Consider the following 16,428-nt stretch of genomic DNA (forward strand, 5'->3'; position numbering starts at 1 on the left):
GGAAAAGGCTCATGCAGATCAAGATCGGCCGCGACCGCTGGACCACCATCCACTATGCCTTCCTGATGGTGCTTCTGGCGTTTTTTACGCTTTTCAGCGGTTCCGAGCATCATATGCGCGTCCGCCTCCAGAACGACATCTTCGATTTCTTCAACCAGATATCGCCGCGTCCCGCCGCCGACTCCGTCCGCATCATTGACATCGACGAAGCCTCTCTGGACATTTACGGCCAGTGGCCCTGGCCCCGCAACATTCTGGCGGACATGGTCAACAACTTGACGATGCTGGGCGCGAAAGTGATTGTCTTCGACGGCGTGTTCCCCGAGCCCGACCGCACCTCGCCGAAATATTTTCTCGAACACCTGCCGCAGGACGACACCGCCCGCGATTTCTTCGATCAGGAGCTAAAGCGGGGCGAGGCGATCGAAGCGGACGATATGAACAATATGTTCGATCACGATGCCATCTTCGCCGCCGCGATCAAGGAATCCGAACGCTTCGTCTCCGGCTTTACCTACGGGCGGGAGGACCGCTCCGGCGGCAAGCCCGTGAACAAAAGACGCATCCAGTTCGCCAATAAGGATCTGGAGGCGCTCTTTATCAAGCACGCCGCGCCCTTCAAGGCCGCCGCCGACAACCTGCCCCTGATTTCCGAAAGCGCCGCAGATAACGGCAGCTTCATGGCCGAGCCGGACAAGGACGGCATCCTCCGCCGTGTCGGGATCATTTTCTCCGACGGAACCGACATCTACCCCTCTCTAAGTCTTTCTTCCTTGCGTATTTCCACACTGGGCCGCAAGGGCATGGTGCGGATCGTGGAGGTGCCCCCGGAAAAACAGGCCGCCATCGACGCCGCCTACCGTGTCACGATGGGCAACCTCGCCATCCCCGTCGACCGTGACGGGCGGATGCTGCTCTACGCCCGCCGCTTCTGCAATGAATACGAGGCCAAGAACCCCGGCTTCCCCTGCGAGCGGCAGGATTACATCTCCGCCCGCAAAATTCTTGACCCTGCCTTTCATGAAGAGGTCGAACCCTTGCTCAAGGACCGCATCATTCTGATCGGCACCAGCGCGGAAGGCCTGAAAGACCTCCGCTCGACGGCAATCCAGCCCTTCCGCCCCGGCGTGGAAATCCACGCGAACATCATCGAGCAGGCGCAGCAGGGCAAATTCCTCCTCCGCCCCGAAATCACCAAGGCCGCCGAGGCCGTCTATATTCTCGTGGCCGGACTGTTCTTCATCCTCGTCGCCCCGTTCGTCGGCGTCATGGTCTCAACCGCTCTTTGTATCACCCTGATCGCGCTGTCCTTCTTCGGCGCCTATATCCTTTATGTCGATTATGGCCTGTTGTTCGATCCCGTCTATCCGGGCCTGTCCGTCCTCACGATTTTCGTCGTCTCAATCATTTTCTCCTACGCCCGCGCCGAGGCGCTTCGAAGACAAATCCGGCAGGCCTTCGGAATGTACGTAGCCGGAGACGTCCTGCGTGAACTCGAAAATGACCCCGCCAAACTCAAGCTCGGCGGGGAGACGCGAGAGCTGACTGTCATGTTCACCGATATTAGGAAATTCACGCGGATATCCGAGAGTCTGTCGCCCGAACAGCTCATCAACCTCATGAACGAATTCCTCACCGCCATGACGGATATCGTTTTGAACGAGCAGGGCACGGTGGACAAATATATCGGCGATGCGATGATGACCTTCTGGAACGCCCCGAAGGAAGTAAACCATCATGAGAAATTCGCCTGCACGGCGGCGCTGAAGATGCAAAAGGCGCTCGAACCCGTGAACGCCAAAATCGCGGAGGAGGCGAAGGCGCAGGACCGAACGCCCGTCCTTTTGCAAGCCGGAATCGGCATCGCCTCCGGCCCCTGCGCGGTCGGCAACATGGGCTCGAAGCAGCGTTTTGCCTATTCCGCGCTCGGCGACGCCGTGAATTTGGCCTCAAGGCTGGAGGGGCTGACGAAACTCTATGGCGTGTCCGTCATCATCGCGGAGGAGACAAGGCAAAGGGTGCCCGACTTCGCCGCGCTGGAACTCGACCTGATCCGAGTCGTCGGCAAGACTCAGGCGGTGCGGATTTACGCGCTTCTCGGCGATGCGGATTTCGCAGGTCATACCGATTTCGGCAAATGGTCCATCGAACATGAAACCATGCGGGAAAAATATCGCGCGCGGGATTTTGATGCCGCGCTACAGGCGATTGAAATTTGCAAACCGCTCGGCGCGTCTCTCGGCGGCCACTTCGAGGAATATTATAAAATGCTCGCCGCCCGCATTGCGGAACTGAAAAAACAAAAACTCCCCAAGGACTGGGACGCCGTCTTCGAGGCGAAGGAGAAGTAAGTTGCTTAACTATTTTTGATAGCTAAAGTCACCCTGACATTTGGGTACATTTTTTTAAAAATTCCAACATCACCGGATATTGTCAGTGCTGTGTTGAGGGCGCGGCTTAGGTCTAAGGCACAGGGATAGGCATCTTCAAGTGCGACGCCATACTCGGGGCAAAAAAAGTTTGCGTTGCCATTTTTGATTGAGGGCGGCGCAGTAACTAAGCCGCAAACGCGACCATCCTTCACAGCTGTATAAACTTTTAGGTCTATCATGTTATCACCTCAAGGGGTTCAAGGAGGTATTATAATACCGTGATAAAGAAGATAAATCAAAAAAAGTTTTCTGATGGTCGTGATCGTAGTTTTTTAAAGCTACTACGCGTCCTCTGCGCCTCTGCGGTTAAAAAGAATGGTTTCCCGCTTGCGCGGGAATGCCATAATTGTTGCAAAAGCGCCTCGGCCAGCACAGCAAGCTTCGCGTCTTCGCGATTCAAATGAAGCTTTTGCGCCTGTGGCTTTGAATCGCAAAGCCGCAAAGCGCTCCGCGCAAACAGTCTCTATTTTTCACTGTCTGTCTCGGTAGTTATTTTATAAGGGGATTCCGGCCTCCGCCGGAATAACGGAAAACGCGCTGTGTTCGTTGTAATCGTTGTGTTTAAAAAACTCCGCGTCCTCTGCGCCTCTGCGGTTAAAAAGAATGGTTTCCCGCCTGCGCGGGAATGCCATAATTGTTGCAAAAGCGCCTCGGCCAGCACAGCAAGCTTCGCGTCTTCGCGATTCAAATGACCCCTTCGCGCCTGTGGCCTTGAATCGCAAAGCCGCAAAGCGTTCCGCGCAAACAGTCTCTGTTTTTCACTGTCTGTCTCGGTAGTTATTTTATAAGGGGTTTCCGGCCTCCGCCGGAATAACGGAAAACGCGCTGTGTTCGTTGTAATCGTTGTGTTTAAAAAACTCTGCGTCTTCTGCGCCTCTGCGGTTAATCAAACAGGTTCCTGCTTTCGCAGGAATGACATCGAGATTTATAATCATAGGCTCAGTAAGCTTCGCGTCTTCGCGATTCAAATGAAGCTTTTGCGCCTGTGGCTTTGAATCGCAAAGCCGCAAAGCGTTCCGCGCAAACGGTCTCTGTCTGTCTCTGTAGTTATTTTAAGTAGATTCCCGCTTTCGCCGGAAGGGCAGGAGGGGCACCCTAAAACCTGAACGGCGTCCAGTGCGTCAGCAGCGCCACGAGATCGCTCTCGCTCATCGGTTTGGCGAACAGATACCCCTGCGCCAGCTCGCAGCCCATCTCGCGCAGCTTATGCGCTTCCTCGCGCACCTCCACGCCTTCGGCAACCGTGGTCATGTGCATATTCTGGCCGAGCGTGACGATGGAATTGACCAGAGCAAGGCTGTGGTCGTTCTTGTGCATATCGCGCACGAACGTCTGGTCGATCTTGAGCGTGTCGATGGGGAAATAATGGAGATAGGAGAGCGAGGAATACCCCGTCCCGAAATCGTCGATCGCGATGCCCATGCCCGCCTTGCGGCACATCCGCAGCGTATCCTTTGCCCGGTCGGGCTGCTGGATCAAAACGCGCTCGGTGATTTCAAGGTGGATTTGCTCCGGCGCTACGTCGCTCTCGCTGATCGTGTGATAGACGTTATTCACGAAATCATCGGACGAAAAATCCGCGCTGGAGAAATTCACGCTCATATAAAGCTTGTTTGCGGGGTTCACCGCCGCCTCGATCCGCTTGAGCGCATGACACGCCTCGCGCAGCGCCCACTTGCTCGCCTCGATGATCAGGCCGCTTTCCTCCGCGACGGGAATGAAGATGGCGGGGGAGATAAACCCTTTTTTAGGATGGTTCCAGCGCATCAGCGCCTCAAAGCCCTTAATCTCCCCGGTTTTCAGGCTGATAATCGGCTGATAGTAAAGCTGCACGAACTTGGTCAGCAGCGCGTCTTTAAATTCATTGGCAATGGTGATGGTCTGAACGGCATCCGCCTTCTCGACATAACTCAACTCCACCATCTCGGCGGGCGGCCATTGATAACGCTCACCCCAGATTTCGGCGCGGGTCAAAGTATCGCGGTAACGGGTCAGAATAACTTGGGTGGCCATTTTCAGAACAGAGTCGGCATTCTCCAGCCGCCGCGAAAAATCGTGTTGCGTGATTTCCAGCAGCTTGCAATCCTCCAGAGCGACGATGGTCGCCGTGCGCGGCGCCTTGTCGATAATCGCCATTTCCCCGATCATGGCGTTCGCCCCGCGGGTGCCCAGAACGCGTTCGCGCCCCTCGGCATCCTTGAACCTTATCTCGACTTTCCCTTCCTCGATGATATAGGCGGAGTCCCCCGCCTCACCCTGTCTCAGGATGGTCTCGCCGGCCTTGAAGACTTTACGCGAATCGGTCTTTTCCATGGGAAGGGTTCCACACACACACTTTTGTATACTATGCCCCCTGAACCTTAGAGTTTGGTTAATTCGACAGGTTTTTACCTGTTTTTTCATAACATTAGAGGGTTTTTTGCGAACGAAACCTTGACAATCGGGGCGGTGGGCCGCTAATGTCCGCCATCAAATTTGAATAGCTCCGAATGGAATTGGGACAATGAAGGTCGTTAACTCACTGAAATCTTTGAAAAAGCGGGACCGCAACTGCAAGGTGATTCGCCGCAAGGGCCGCTTGTATGTAATCAATAAAAAGAACCCGCGCTACAAGGCGCGTCAGGGCTAGGTCGGCGGGCGCGGAGTGTATTCGCGCTTGTCCTTTGATTTTCCAGCGATTTTTCACTCTTTCCTCTTCTGCGTAAACGCGGTTGCGGGCCTGAAAAAATAATTTCATGCACGAGACTGTTGAAAGTCGTGTCTTTCGGTATAGTGAAGGAGTGCATTCACACGGGCCTTTTGCTATAGCTGAAAAGAACCGCACGAATTGTAATCTCTCTTTGACCGAACGGGCATAATTTCTATGTTTTCCAGGCTTTTTGGCTTTATGTCATCCGATATGGCGATCGATCTGGGAACCGCCAACACGCTGGTCTATGTCAAGGATCAGGGAATCGTCCTGAACGAACCCTCGGTCGTCGCCATGTCCATCGTCGGCGGCAAGAAACAGACCCTCGCGGTCGGCAACGAGGCCAAACAGATGTTGGGCCGCACGCCGGGCAGCATCGTGGCCATCCGCCCCCTGCGTGACGGTGTCATCGCCGATTTCGAAGTGACCGAGGCGATGATCAAGCATTTCATCCGCAAGGTGCATAACCGCCGCTCTTTCGTTTCTCCGAAAATGATTATCTGCGTGCCTTCCGGCTCCACCGCCGTTGAGCGCCGCGCCATTCAGGAATCTGCCGAAAGCGCCGGCGCCTCCGAAGTCTACCTCATCGAGGAACCCATGGCCGCCGCCATTGGCTCCGGCCTGCCCGTGACCGAGCCTACAGGATCCATGGTTGTCGATATCGGCGGCGGCACGACGGAGGTCGCGGTCATCTCTCTGGGCGGCATCGTCTATTCGCGCTCCGTGCGCGTGGGCGGCGACAAGATGGACGAGGCGATTATCGCCTACATCCGCCGCGTCCATAACCTGCTGATCGGCGAAAGCACCGCCGAAAGAATTAAAAAGGAAATCGGCTCCGCCTGCCTGCCCGGTGACGGCGAGGGGCGCACGATGGAAATTCGCGGCCGCGACCTGATGAACGGCGTACCCAAGGAAATCGTGGTCACCGAAAGACAGGTTGCCGAAGCCTTGGCCGAACCTGTCGGCCAGATCGTGGAAGGCGTGAAGGTCGCGCTCGAACACACTGCGCCTGAACTGGCGGCGGATATTGTGGACCGCGGAATTGTTCTGACCGGCGGCGGTGCGCTCCTGACCAATCTCGATTTTGTTCTGCGCCATGCGACGGGGCTGGCCATCACGCTGGCCGACGATCCCCTCACTTGCGTGGCATTGGGAACCGGCCATGCGCTTGAGGCGGGAAAGGCCTTACGGCACGTCCTGATCGGAACGTATTAAAATTTCACGTGTGTTTGGTAAAGACTCTGTCGCACCCCGTCACGGACGTGAAGGGGTGTCTTGCAATCGGAGGGGGGCTTGTCTAACACTGAAGACAAGACTATTTTTCAGATGAAAGTGCTCGGCCTTTGAAGCGCAACGCGGTCACAAAAAGCATTGCCAGGGTGCTGCCGTTTCCCATCGCGGTGACGGCCTTCTGGTCCGTCATCCTGATTGTCATATCCCTTGTTCTCATGCTGCTCTCCACCCTGCGCCCGCAGGTTTTCGAGGGCATTCGTACAACCCTCTCTGATCGTTTCGCTCCCGTCCTCAGGCTCGTATCCTGGCCGTTCGACGGCGCGACCTCCCTGTTTTCCAACGTGCGCGATATCGCCGCTCTGCGCGCCGAGTCTGAGCGCCTGGAATCCGAAAACGCCCGTCTGCGCGAATGGTACCAGATGGCGCTGCTCCTGGAATCGGAAAACAAATCCTTGCGCGAATTGCTGAATCTTAAAATTGATCCCGAGTTTGAATACATGAGCGCCCGCATCATTTCAGGCTCAGGTCAAAACTTCGTCAAAAGCCTTCTCGTCGCGGCGGGAACCCGGGACGGTGTGTCCAAGGGCGATTCCGTCCTCACCGGCGACGGCTTGATCGGCCGCCTGATCGAAACCGGGGAGAACACATCCCGCATCCTGCTCGTGACCGACATCAACTCGCGTGTCCCGATCATCATTGAGGGAACAACGCTCCATGCCATCATGCGGGGCGTAAACACCGATACCCCCGAATTGATCTTTTTCCCGCGGGAAAGCGAGATCGCCGAAGGCGCAAGGGTGATTACCTCGGGCCATGGCGGCATTTACCCGCCCCGCCTGCCCGTCGGGCGCATTGAAACGGACGGGGAAGGACGCAAGCTCGTGCGCCTCTTTGCCGATAGCGACCGCCTCCAGTTCGTGCGGATATTGCTGATGAACGGCAAATTGAACCCGGCGGAGAAAATCCTGCAACCCATTACGTCCGAGAAAAAGGAAGAGGCCCAAAAGACAGAGGAGGGGGGGCAATGACCGATTACCCGGAAATGCCCCAGACCCTCCTGCGCTTCAGTGTGGCGTACCTGGTCATTTTCTTGCTGTTTTTTGTGAATGTCCAGGGGCCATCGTTGCTTTCGGCCTCGGGTTTGGGAGCGCCTCTTTTCCTGATGGCGGTTTATTACTGGTCGGCCTACAGGCCCACTCTGGTCCCCCTCTGGTTCGTATTCTTCATGGGGCTTCTGCTCGATCTGCTCTCCGGTGCCCCGATCGGTTTGAACGCACTGGTTTTGGTCATGGTGCGCTGGCTGGTGACGGACCAGAGGCTTTTTCTCACCGGCCAGCCCTTCCTGATCGTCTGGATTGGGTTTTTTCTGGTCAGCGTCGCCACAATCCTTTGTCAATGGTTCCTGATGGGAGCGCTGAACCTGTACTGGCCGCCCGTCCAACAGGCGGGGATCATGATAGGATTAGGCGCCGCCTTGTTCCCGGTTGTCAGCATCCTCCTCCATGCAACGCATACGGTTCTGCCGGAAAGGCCCGGCGGAAATCGTCGCAAGAAACGATGAGAGCCCATGGCTAGACGCAGCGACGACGAAGGGTTCAAGACATTTTCACGCCGTACGCTATTGGTCGGCGGCCTGCAGATCGTGGGTCTGGGAGTTCTCGGCGGCCGCCTCGCTTACCTTCAAATCGTGGAGGGCAATCGCTACAAGGTTCTCGCCGACAAGAACCGCATCAATTTGCGCCTCATCAGCCCGCCGCGGGGCTTGATCGTCGATCGCTTTGGCGTTCCTCTGGCCGTGAACGTGGAGAATTTTCAGGTCCACATGATCCGCGAACAGACAGAGGATATGCGGACCTCTCTTCAGGCTTTGCAAAAGCTGATCCCACTCGAAAATCAGGTCATCGACTCCGTCATCGAGCAGGCGAAAAAAATTCCGAAATTTCTTCCCGTAAAGGTCAAGGAGGATCTGACCTGGGAGGAGGTGGCCCGCATCCAGGTTAATCTTCCCGACCTTCCCGGCATTTTCGTGGAAAGAGGCGAGACCAGAAACTACCCCTACGGCCTCGAAACCTCGCATCTCACCGGCTATGTCGGCGCCGTGTCGGAGGATATTCTAAAGGCCGAGGGCGAAAAAGAACCCGTCCTCTCCCTGCCCGGATTCAAAATCGGAAAAATAGGCATCGAAAAACAGTATGACGGCGAAATGCGCGGCAAGGCAGGCGCATCGGAGATTGAGGTCAATGTCGTCGGGCGCGAGGTCCGCGAACTCAAGCGCTTAGAGGCAACGCCGGGCGACCGCATTACCCTGACCATCGACGCCGAGCTTCAGCGTTACGCGCACGAACTGCTGAGCAAGGAGCGCAGCGCCTCTGCCGTCGTCATGGACGCGCAGACTGGAGCCGTCTATGTGATGGCCTCCCATCCCGGCTACGATCCCAACCTCTTCTCCCGCGGAATTCCCTCCAGCATCTGGAAAAGCCTTTTGGACGACACCTCCTTGCCGCTGAGCCATAAGGCGCTCGTCGGTCAGTACCCGCCTGGGTCGACCTTCAAGATGATCACAGCGCTGGCCGGCCTTGAGTCTGGAGTCACCAACGGCCACCGCACGGTTTACTGTCCGGGCTTCTACATGATGGGCAAGCAGCGCTTCCACTGTTGGCGTCCGCAGGGTCATGGCCGCGTGGATATCATCGGCGCCCTCCAGAAATCCTGCGACACTTATTTTTACACCATCGCCGCAGAGATGGGCATCGACAGGATCGCCGAAGTCGGCCGCCGCTTCGGTCTGGGTAGCAAGCTTGGCTTCGATCTGGAGGATGAACGCCCCGGCATCATGCCGGACAAAAACTGGAAATATGGCCGCTATTCGGAGCGCTGGCACAACGGCGAAACGGTGGTCAATGCCATCGGGCAGGGTTATGTGCTGACCACGCCCCTGCAGCTCGCGGTCATGACGGCGCGTCTGGTCAATGGCGGATACGCGGTCAAGCCGTGGATCACCGCAAAAATCGGCGAGCAGGATAAAACGCCCGCCCCGGCTGAAAAAATGAACGAAGTCCGTGAGGATTTCCTGGCCTATATCCTCAAGGGTATGGAAAGCGTCGTGAACACAGCCGGAGGAACCGCATACGGCTCACGCATCGTGGAGGCGGGCATGGAGATGGGCGGCAAGACCGGAACCGCGCAGGTGCAAAGAATTACCAAGGAACAACGCGCCAAAGGCGTCAAGAATGAGGATTTGCCGTGGGAGCAGCGCCACCACGCGCTCTTCGTCGGCTATGCCCCGATCCACGCCCCGCGTTACGTCTGCAGCGTGGTCGTCGAACACGGGGTCGGCGGTTCACGGGCGGCGGCGCCCATCGCCAAGGAACTGCTGCTCCGCGCGCAAACCCGTGACCCATCCGCCATGGCCATGCAGACCAGCCCGGTGGAGGAGTTAAAGCCTTCACCGGAAACCATAACCCCCGGCAAGAAGCCGGGGCGGGAGGGGCCGGCATGATCCGCGATTCCATGTTCCTTCAGCCCGAACAAACGCTGTTCCAGCGTTTCATGAATCTCAACTGGGGTCTGGTCTTTCTTCTCTGCTGCGTGATGGGTGTGGGTGCGACCTCGCTTTATTCCGCGGCGGGCGGAAGCTTCTCGCCGTGGGCGGACAAGCAACTGATCCGTTTCTGCGGCGGTCTGGTCATCATGTGCGCCGTCGCACTGGTCGATATGCGCTGGTGGTACCGCCTGGCGTGGCCCCTATACGGCGTGGCCTTCGTTCTGCTGATCCTCGTGGACATTATGGGCCATATCGGCATGGGCGCCCAGCGCTGGATTAATCTCGGCTTCATCCAGATCCAGCCCTCCGAGATCATGAAAATCGCGGTGATCATGGCGCTGGCCCGGCACTTCCACGGCGCAGGGCCGGAGCAGGTCCGCCGCCTGACCTTCCTGATTATCCCTGCCGTTCTGATCCTCGCGCCCGTGGGGCTTGTTATGCTTCAGCCCGATCTGGGCACGGCCATGCTCATCCTGATGGGTGGAGCGGCGATGGTCTTTATCGCCGGCGCCCCGCTGTGGATTTTCATATCCGCCATCGCCGCGGGCCTTGCGGCCATTCCCATCGGTTGGCAATTCATGCATGAGTATCAGAAGCAGCGGGTTTATGTGTTCCTTAACCCGGAACTCGACCCGCTTGGCTCCGGCTATCACATCACGCAATCGAAAATCGCGCTCGGCTCCGGCGGTGTTTACGGCAAGGGCTTTATGGAGGGGACGCAGAGCAAGCTCAACTTCCTCCCTGAAAAACAGACGGATTTCATCTTCACCCTCTGGGCGGAGGAATGGGGACTCTTCGGCGGCGCTTTTCTGCTCGGCCTCTTCGCACTGATTTTCATGACCTGCCTGCGGATCGCCATGCGCTGCCGCCATAATTTCGGGCGCTATCTCGCCGTCGGCCTCACGGTGAATTTCTCGCTCCACGTCTTTATAAATATTTCGATGGCCATGGGCCTGATTCCCGTGGTGGGCATCCCGCTGCCGATGGTCTCCCACGGCGGTACGGCGATGATCTCGACCCTCATCGGCTTCGGCCTCATCATGTGCTGCCACGTCTACCGCCACAGCAAGGTGACGCGTTAAAAATAAAGGATTTCTTCGTTATTAAGCGCAAACCGTGCAGCAGGCGCAGGCTGCTTCGCGCCTTAGAGTCTTCGCGATTCAAAAGCCTCACAGCGCCTTTAGCCTTTTCATCGCCAAGCCGCGAAGACGCAAAGCGCACAGCGCTTCACCTTGTCATCCCCGCCCCCCCCTTGTCATCCCCGCGAAAGCGGGGATCGAGTAATAATGACTACAGAGATAAACAGAGACCATACGCACGAAAATCTCTGTTTATCTCTGTAGTTCATAAAAATGTATACCCGCCTGCGCGGGCATGACAACGAGACAGGGGAGCCGGAAATCGTCGTGCCCGCCGTGTTTCAAAAAAAACTCTGCGGTCTCTTCGCCCCTGCGGTGAAAAATTGTAACGCACAGAAAATGGATTCCGGCCTGCGCCGGAATGACGGAGGAGTAACGACAACCGCAGACCGCTTCGCGCCTTCGCGATTCAAAATGACCCGTTCGCGCTTGCGGTCCTGAATCGCAAAGACACGAAGACTCAAAGCTTCTCGCGCTCCAGTCTCGTTCGCTCTCAATTTTTTTGGAGGTTCCTGCTTTCGCAGGAATGACAAAAAGGAGTGCGGGCAGATCAAGAATCTTGTAACTTGAAACCTGTATCTTGCTTTTGGCAATAGCCAATCAGGCCGCGTTCAGCAGCCCTTTTTCCGCTAGAAGCTCCTGCAGCTCCCCGGTCGCGTACATCTCGCGCACGATATCCGACCCGCCGATGAACTCGCCCTTGACGTAAAGCTGCGGAATGGTCGGCCAGTCCGTGAATTCCTTGATCCCCTCGCGGATATCGTTATCCTCCAGCACGTTGATATCCCGGAACGGGATGCCCAGATGCGAAAGAACCTGCACCACCACGGAGGAAAACCCGCACTGCGGATATGCCGCTGTCCCCTTCATGAACAGCACCACGTCATTGTCCTTGAGCTCCTTGCGGATACGGTCGAAAACCACATTGTCCATCATGCGGACTCCCTTTCTCTGTAAAACAAAATTACTCCGGCACCGAGGTCTGCAGCGCCAGCGCGTGCAACTCGTCCCCCATTTTCCCCTTCATCGCATCGAACACCATCTTGTGCTGCTGCACACGGGTCTTTCCGGCGAAGGAGGGCGAGACGACATACGCGGCGTAATGCTCCCCGTCCCCGCGCAAATCCTCCACCTTCACGGTGGCATCGGGGATGCCCTCAAGAATCATCTGCTCGATCATCGCAGCATCAACGCTCATAAAACCCTCCGGTTGGTATCCTCCGCCCGATTCTGTGCAAAGATAGGCACGGATCAGCGGTTATTCAAGGAAAACATGAAAAACCATAGCATATTGCACGGCAACAAAACAGGGGGCAAAAGCGCGGAAAACATACAACCCCGGCCCCCTGTGAATTTTTTTCTTGCGAAGGCAGACGCCGATTTGCAACGATGGAGTCAATCAAGACACACAAGGCTCCTATGCGGCACGTGCATGGCTGTTCGGGGCGTTGTGAGAGGCCAGTTTAGTGTCTCCGTTAAAACCGGACAACGGCACATAAGTTGGTAAGAGAAGGTGTGTAGTAAAAAAAGCAAGAATCCTAATTCGTAAAAAAGCTGTTCAGCCCCGGGTCACTCCGGGGCTTTTGTTTCGCCTTCTTCTTCTGGCTCGTCTTCATCTTTTTTCAAAAAATCCTTAAGCCCGTCGATTTTATCCTTCACACCCTGCTGGATCGCCTTTTTCTTTTCTCCGGCGTTAACGGCCAGACTCTCCAACAGCCCCGCGACGGTCGCATCCCACAATCCCGCCGCATCCAGAGAAGACGCGCTTTCGAACTGGCGCTCATTGAGCCTCAGGCTGAATTTCAAATCCACAGGCTCCGTCTTCCCGTTGATATAATTGATGAGGGGAAGCGTCATCGTCTTGCTGAGCAGACTCGCCCCGGCGGGCGCCTCGACCCGCGCATCCTCAAAAAGCAGCGACCAGTCCATTATGATTTCAGGATGATCCCCGTCCTGCCAGCGGTCCTTGACCTGCGCGGTCAGCCTCCCGCGCGTAAACCAGTTCAGCGGCGCCTTGTCCGTGAACGCGCCGATGGCCGCCACCGGGAAATCCTCAAGGTTCCACTCCGTCTCGCGCCCGTTCGGAATTTCGCGGGAGGTAATGCTCAGCCATTGCCCGTCAAGACGCCCCTGGATATTCGACCGGAAGAACGTATCGAAAATCGCGTATTGGCTTCGGAAGGGCTTGCTTTCGAGGGTGTTCAGCGCAAGGTGAAGAGGTTCTGTGCTGTTATTATAAAGTCTAAGACTGACATGAAGGATCGACAAATCATGAATAACGAAAGCCTTTTTCGGCTTCAGCGGTTCGTCGGCTTGTTGCTGGGCTGGGGAGGGCAGAGCGGTCACGTCTCTGGCTTTCATGCTTATATCGCCCGCGACACCGTCCACGCGCAAACTCTCTATGATAATCGCGGAGGAGAGCAGGCTGAAAACATTGACATCGAGGGCGACACTCTTGGCCTCAACATCGAAATCCGCCCTGGTGCCTTTCGAGCTTTTCACCGTCAGCCCGTCAAGAACCAGTGTGCCGCTGAACAAATTGCCCTGTGCGGCGGCAAAGGAAATCTCCATGCCCTTTTTCTGCGCGATCTGCGCCGCGATCGAACGCACCGTCGGCTCGAAAAAAAACTGGTTCATCACAGCAAAAGCCAGAAGCGTCAGCAGAAAAAAAATCGCGCAGAGGGTCAGGATCACCTTCATGGGCTTCATGAAACCATGCCGGAGCAGGGCTTTTTCTGTTTCACCAACAAGTGCCTGTTGTGGCAGGGGTAAAGGAGCGCTGAAAATGAACTGAAGAAAGCCGCTGAACAGGCAAACGAACAAATTAACGGCGGCGAACAGAGCCCCCAGAAAAGGAAAAAACAAAAACTCGCCGAGCAGGATAACCAGAAGCTCCATCGAATCTCACCTCTTCCGCTGCAAAACCCTGATCTCGAATTTGCCCGTCTTCTCGTTTCGCTTGTGATAATAAAGCATCGTCTCATCGGCGCTCAGCGCCGGAGCTTCCGCAAACCCCGTAATCACGGCGATCACCTCCGGCTCCCCGAATGCGCTGTCCTTATTCGTGCGCTTGGCGACAAGGCTCTGGAAGATCAGACCGGGCAGCAGCCGCGTATAGAAAATTTCCTTCTCGTCCCGTGAAATAGAGGCCGCGTAGACGACCTTATCCTTGTTCAGCGTCGCAAAAATCTTCGCCGAGTCCTCCTGCGGCACAAATGAATCGCCGTCTTTCTTCGCATAAAAGAAATAGGATTCCACCGGAACACTGCCCTCGAAATGCGTCTGCGTGGAATAAAGCGTCCGCCCGTCTGCGCTGATCTCGATATCCATATTCAGCCAGCCAAGTTTTCCGAGCGCCAGACGGTCGTGCGGAACGATCTCCTCCACGGCCCCGTCCTTGAAAATTCCGCTATAAACTGTGGTCTTGTTAAAAAATCCGTATTTATGCGCCGACATAAAGAAAAACCGCCCGTGATCGTCCATGCTCGGCACGCCGTCCACATATGAACTATTGACGTTCTCGATCTCGCCCTGAAAAGCGAAAGTCGTGTCGTCCACCCGCTTCGCCCAGAACATATCCTTTTCCTTATCGGCGATTTTATCATCGTTAAAGAAAAGATACGCCCCGTCGCGGGAAATAAACGGCTCCATCGCATCGCCGCTATAGCCATTGATCGTCACAACCTGATCGTGACTCCAATCGGTATTGACGGGAGTGTCGGGCAGGGCGGTTTTGTCACCATCCCCGCACGGCGTTTGTGCAAACCACGCCAGAATCTCGTCCAGAAGTGCATCGGCCTCATCCAGCTTCCCCGCATCGCCCAGCGGCTTGACCTGCTGGATTTTCGGCATGATCGCCTCGACGGAGCAGCCTTTCCCCGCCCGTTCCTGAAGAAGAGAAAGCGTCTTATCGCCTTTGGCTTTGACCGCAAACGGGTTGACCGCGAACGCCGCGCCGGACACAAGACACAAAAAAGCGGCCCCGATCAGGCCGCTCTTGATAATTTTTCCATAAAGCTGCATGAGGATCACGAATTCTGGATTTGCTTGCGCGCCTCGGCCAAGGCCTTGTCCAGTTCGACATTCATCAGATGGTCGGAAATCTCGACGCCCTTATCCTGAAAATCCTTGCGAACCTTGCGGAGGATATCTTCAAACCCGGCTTCCTCCAGATTCGCGGCAACAACCGATTGCGCGTAAGCCGTGGCGGCATCGCCCGTGATCCCCAGCTTTTCAGCGGCCCACAGGCCGAACAGCTTGGAGGTGCGGGCCTCCACGGCGAAATCCACCTTTTCCTGGTGCGCGAATTTTCTCTCAAAAGCTTGTTCTCTGTCATCGAAAGTGGTCATAAGCGGCTCTCCAGCAGTAAAAAACCAACAAAAACGTGTGTCGGGCTATTTCTACCATTTGAATCCTCTGAAATCCATTGTTATATGAAGGGGCGCAGCCCGGAAGAATACGGCAAAGATATCAGGAGAGAAGGACAAAGGTCGCACAATGGCACCACGTAAAAAGAAACTCTACGAAGGCAAGGCCAAGATTTTGTTCGAGGGGCCGGACCCCGGCACGGTCATTCAGCACTTCAAGGACGACGCCACCGCCCTGAACGGAAAGAAACACGCGATTATCGCGGGCAAGGGCGTGCTGAACAACCGCATCTCCGCCCATATCATGACGCGGCTGGAGGGGGCGGGGATCCCGACCCATTTCCTGCGCTCGATCAACGCCCGCGAACAGCTCGTCCGCGCCGTGGACATCATCCCCATCGAACTCGTCGTCCGCAACATCGCCGCCGGTTCGCTCTGCAAGCGTCTGGGCATCAAGGAGGGCGCGGTTCTCGGCCGCCCCCTGATCGAATTTTATTACAAGAACGACGAACTGAACGACCCGATGATCAGCGAGGATCATATCATCACCTTCGGGTGGGCGGATACCTACGAGCTGGAGGAAATGGTGGCCATGGCCTGGCGCGTGAACGACTACCTCAACGGCTTCTTCGCGGGCCTTGGTGTCATGCTAGTCGATTTCAAGCTGGAATTCGGACGGCTGTGGGGCGAACACGGCGAACTCTACATCCTCCTCGCTGACGAAATCTCGCCGGATAATTGCCGCCTCTGGGATGAAAAGACCAGGGAGAAAATGGACAAGGATCGTTTTCGTCTCGATCTCCCCGATCAGGTGAAGGGCTACCATTACATCGCCGAACGCCTCGGCCTCGTGCCGCAGGATATCATGAGCGGCGGCAGCCTCGATGAGACGATGGCCGACAAGCTCTCCCTGATCGAGAACGAATTCTCCCAGCAACGCCGCCTGCGCGAACTCAACCCGGGGAAACCGAGGAAGGCTTAAGTGGAAAAGGTCGAGGCTAATTAGATATTTACAAGCCCATGT

At 56.2% G+C, this 16,428-nt stretch carries 16 protein-coding genes; 9 read left to right on the plus strand and 7 right to left on the minus strand.

The window, feature by feature from the left end; translation table 11 throughout:
• The first annotated feature begins 11 nt into the window (after nt 1–11).
• Nucleotides 12–2,351 (plus strand): adenylate/guanylate cyclase domain-containing protein, encoded by a 2,340-nt coding sequence (locus IPN28_05755; protein ID QQS58321.1) that lies wholly within the window; start codon nt 12–14, stop codon nt 2,349–2,351.
• Between the two features lie 5 nt (nt 2,352–2,356).
• Here IPN28_05755 and IPN28_05760 read toward each other — a convergent pair whose 3' ends face one another.
• Together IPN28_05760 and IPN28_05765 are read right to left on the minus strand one after the other, a co-directional pair.
• Complete coding sequence (locus IPN28_05760) at nt 2,357–2,611, minus strand: hypothetical protein (GenBank protein QQS58322.1); 255 nt, start codon at nt 2,609–2,611, stop codon at nt 2,357–2,359.
• A 916-nt stretch (nt 2,612–3,527) separates the two neighbouring features.
• Complete coding sequence (locus IPN28_05765) at nt 3,528–4,745, minus strand: EAL domain-containing protein (protein QQS58323.1); 1,218 nt, start codon at nt 4,743–4,745, stop codon at nt 3,528–3,530.
• Between the two features lie 190 nt (nt 4,746–4,935).
• Here IPN28_05765 and rpmJ point away from each other — a divergent pair, with 190 nt between their 5' ends.
• From rpmJ to IPN28_05800, 7 genes are all read left to right on the plus strand, one after another.
• Nucleotides 4,936–5,061 carry a 50S ribosomal protein L36 gene (gene rpmJ, locus IPN28_05770; GenBank protein ID QQS58324.1) on the plus strand — a complete coding sequence of 42 codons (126 nt, stop codon included), beginning with the start codon at nt 4,936–4,938 and terminating at the stop codon, nt 5,059–5,061.
• Nucleotides 5,062–5,295: 234 nt separating this feature from the next.
• Nucleotides 5,296–6,336, plus strand: coding sequence for a rod shape-determining protein (locus IPN28_05775; protein ID QQS58325.1), 1,041 nt, complete (start codon nt 5,296–5,298; stop codon nt 6,334–6,336).
• Between the two features lie 128 nt (nt 6,337–6,464).
• Nucleotides 6,465–7,382 carry a rod shape-determining protein MreC gene (gene mreC, locus IPN28_05780; GenBank protein QQS58326.1) on the plus strand — a complete coding sequence of 306 codons (918 nt, stop codon included), beginning with the start codon at nt 6,465–6,467 and terminating at the stop codon, nt 7,380–7,382.
• The gene (mreD, locus tag IPN28_05785; protein QQS58327.1) at nt 7,379–7,915 is read left to right on the plus strand and encodes a rod shape-determining protein MreD; all 537 of its coding nucleotides are present in this window, start codon (nt 7,379–7,381) and stop codon (nt 7,913–7,915) included. Before mreC ends, mreD begins: the two co-directional genes overlap by 4 nt.
• Before the next feature lie 6 nt (nt 7,916–7,921).
• Nucleotides 7,922–9,853, plus strand: coding sequence for a penicillin-binding protein 2 (mrdA, locus tag IPN28_05790; GenBank protein QQS58328.1), 1,932 nt, complete (start codon nt 7,922–7,924; stop codon nt 9,851–9,853).
• The gene (gene rodA, locus IPN28_05795) at nt 9,850–10,980 is read left to right on the plus strand and encodes a rod shape-determining protein RodA (GenBank protein ID QQS58329.1); all 1,131 of its coding nucleotides are present in this window, start codon (nt 9,850–9,852) and stop codon (nt 10,978–10,980) included. The genes mrdA and rodA overlap by 4 nt, the downstream gene beginning before the upstream one ends.
• 270 nt (nt 10,981–11,250) lie before the next feature.
• Nucleotides 11,251–11,478 (plus strand): hypothetical protein, encoded by a 228-nt coding sequence (locus IPN28_05800; GenBank protein QQS58330.1) that lies wholly within the window; start codon nt 11,251–11,253, stop codon nt 11,476–11,478.
• A gap of 159 nt (nt 11,479–11,637) precedes the next feature.
• Here IPN28_05800 and grxD read toward each other — a convergent pair whose 3' ends face one another.
• The 5 genes from grxD to IPN28_05825 form a co-directional block, all read right to left on the minus strand.
• Nucleotides 11,638–11,970: a Grx4 family monothiol glutaredoxin gene (grxD, locus tag IPN28_05805; protein ID QQS58545.1), complete on the minus strand. Its 333-nt coding sequence runs from the start codon at nt 11,968–11,970 to the stop codon at nt 11,638–11,640.
• Between the two features lie 31 nt (nt 11,971–12,001).
• Nucleotides 12,002–12,235 (minus strand): BolA family transcriptional regulator, encoded by a 234-nt coding sequence (locus IPN28_05810; protein QQS58331.1) that lies wholly within the window; start codon nt 12,233–12,235, stop codon nt 12,002–12,004.
• A gap of 371 nt (nt 12,236–12,606) precedes the next feature.
• The gene (locus IPN28_05815; protein QQS58332.1) at nt 12,607–13,935 is read right to left on the minus strand and encodes a hypothetical protein; all 1,329 of its coding nucleotides are present in this window, start codon (nt 13,933–13,935) and stop codon (nt 12,607–12,609) included.
• 6 nt (nt 13,936–13,941) lie between these two features.
• Nucleotides 13,942–15,069 (minus strand): hypothetical protein, encoded by a 1,128-nt coding sequence (locus tag IPN28_05820; GenBank protein QQS58333.1) that lies wholly within the window; start codon nt 15,067–15,069, stop codon nt 13,942–13,944.
• The gene (locus tag IPN28_05825; GenBank protein QQS58334.1) at nt 15,066–15,386 is read right to left on the minus strand and encodes a DUF1476 domain-containing protein; all 321 of its coding nucleotides are present in this window, start codon (nt 15,384–15,386) and stop codon (nt 15,066–15,068) included. The genes IPN28_05820 and IPN28_05825 overlap by 4 nt, the downstream gene beginning before the upstream one ends.
• A 148-nt stretch (nt 15,387–15,534) precedes the next feature.
• Here IPN28_05825 and IPN28_05830 point away from each other — a divergent pair, with 148 nt between their 5' ends.
• Nucleotides 15,535–16,386, plus strand: coding sequence for a phosphoribosylaminoimidazolesuccinocarboxamide synthase (locus IPN28_05830; GenBank protein QQS58335.1), 852 nt, complete (start codon nt 15,535–15,537; stop codon nt 16,384–16,386).
• Nucleotides 16,387–16,428: the final 42 nt, after the last annotated feature.

The sequence above is a fragment of the Alphaproteobacteria bacterium genome (assembly GCA_016699735.1).
Taxonomy (GTDB): domain Bacteria; phylum Pseudomonadota; class Alphaproteobacteria; order Micavibrionales; family Micavibrionaceae; genus JAGNKE01.

What these genes read in the sequence shown, in the direction of transcription:
- rpmJ (QQS58324.1), top strand. Translation starts at nt 4,936, where the DNA reads ATGAAGGTCGTTAACTCACTGAAATCTTTGAAAAAGCGGGACCGCAAC.
- grxD (QQS58545.1), bottom strand. Translation starts at nt 11,970, where the DNA reads ATGGACAATGTGGTTTTCGACCGTATCCGCAAGGAGCTCAAGGACAAT.
- IPN28_05800 (QQS58330.1), top strand. Translation starts at nt 11,251, where the DNA reads ATGTATACCCGCCTGCGCGGGCATGACAACGAGACAGGGGAGCCGGAA.
- mrdA (QQS58328.1), top strand. Translation starts at nt 7,922, where the DNA reads ATGGCTAGACGCAGCGACGACGAAGGGTTCAAGACATTTTCACGCCGT.
- rodA (QQS58329.1), top strand. Translation starts at nt 9,850, where the DNA reads ATGATCCGCGATTCCATGTTCCTTCAGCCCGAACAAACGCTGTTCCAG.
- IPN28_05765 (QQS58323.1), bottom strand. Translation starts at nt 4,745, where the DNA reads ATGGAAAAGACCGATTCGCGTAAAGTCTTCAAGGCCGGCGAGACCATC.
- IPN28_05760 (QQS58322.1), bottom strand. Translation starts at nt 2,611, where the DNA reads ATGATAGACCTAAAAGTTTATACAGCTGTGAAGGATGGTCGCGTTTGC.
- IPN28_05815 (QQS58332.1), bottom strand. Translation starts at nt 13,935, where the DNA reads ATGGAGCTTCTGGTTATCCTGCTCGGCGAGTTTTTGTTTTTTCCTTTT.
- mreD (QQS58327.1), top strand. Translation starts at nt 7,379, where the DNA reads ATGACCGATTACCCGGAAATGCCCCAGACCCTCCTGCGCTTCAGTGTG.
- IPN28_05755 (QQS58321.1), top strand. Translation starts at nt 12, where the DNA reads ATGCAGATCAAGATCGGCCGCGACCGCTGGACCACCATCCACTATGCC.
- IPN28_05830 (QQS58335.1), top strand. Translation starts at nt 15,535, where the DNA reads ATGGCACCACGTAAAAAGAAACTCTACGAAGGCAAGGCCAAGATTTTG.
- IPN28_05825 (QQS58334.1), bottom strand. Translation starts at nt 15,386, where the DNA reads ATGACCACTTTCGATGACAGAGAACAAGCTTTTGAGAGAAAATTCGCG.
- IPN28_05810 (QQS58331.1), bottom strand. Translation starts at nt 12,235, where the DNA reads ATGAGCGTTGATGCTGCGATGATCGAGCAGATGATTCTTGAGGGCATC.
- IPN28_05775 (QQS58325.1), top strand. Translation starts at nt 5,296, where the DNA reads ATGTTTTCCAGGCTTTTTGGCTTTATGTCATCCGATATGGCGATCGAT.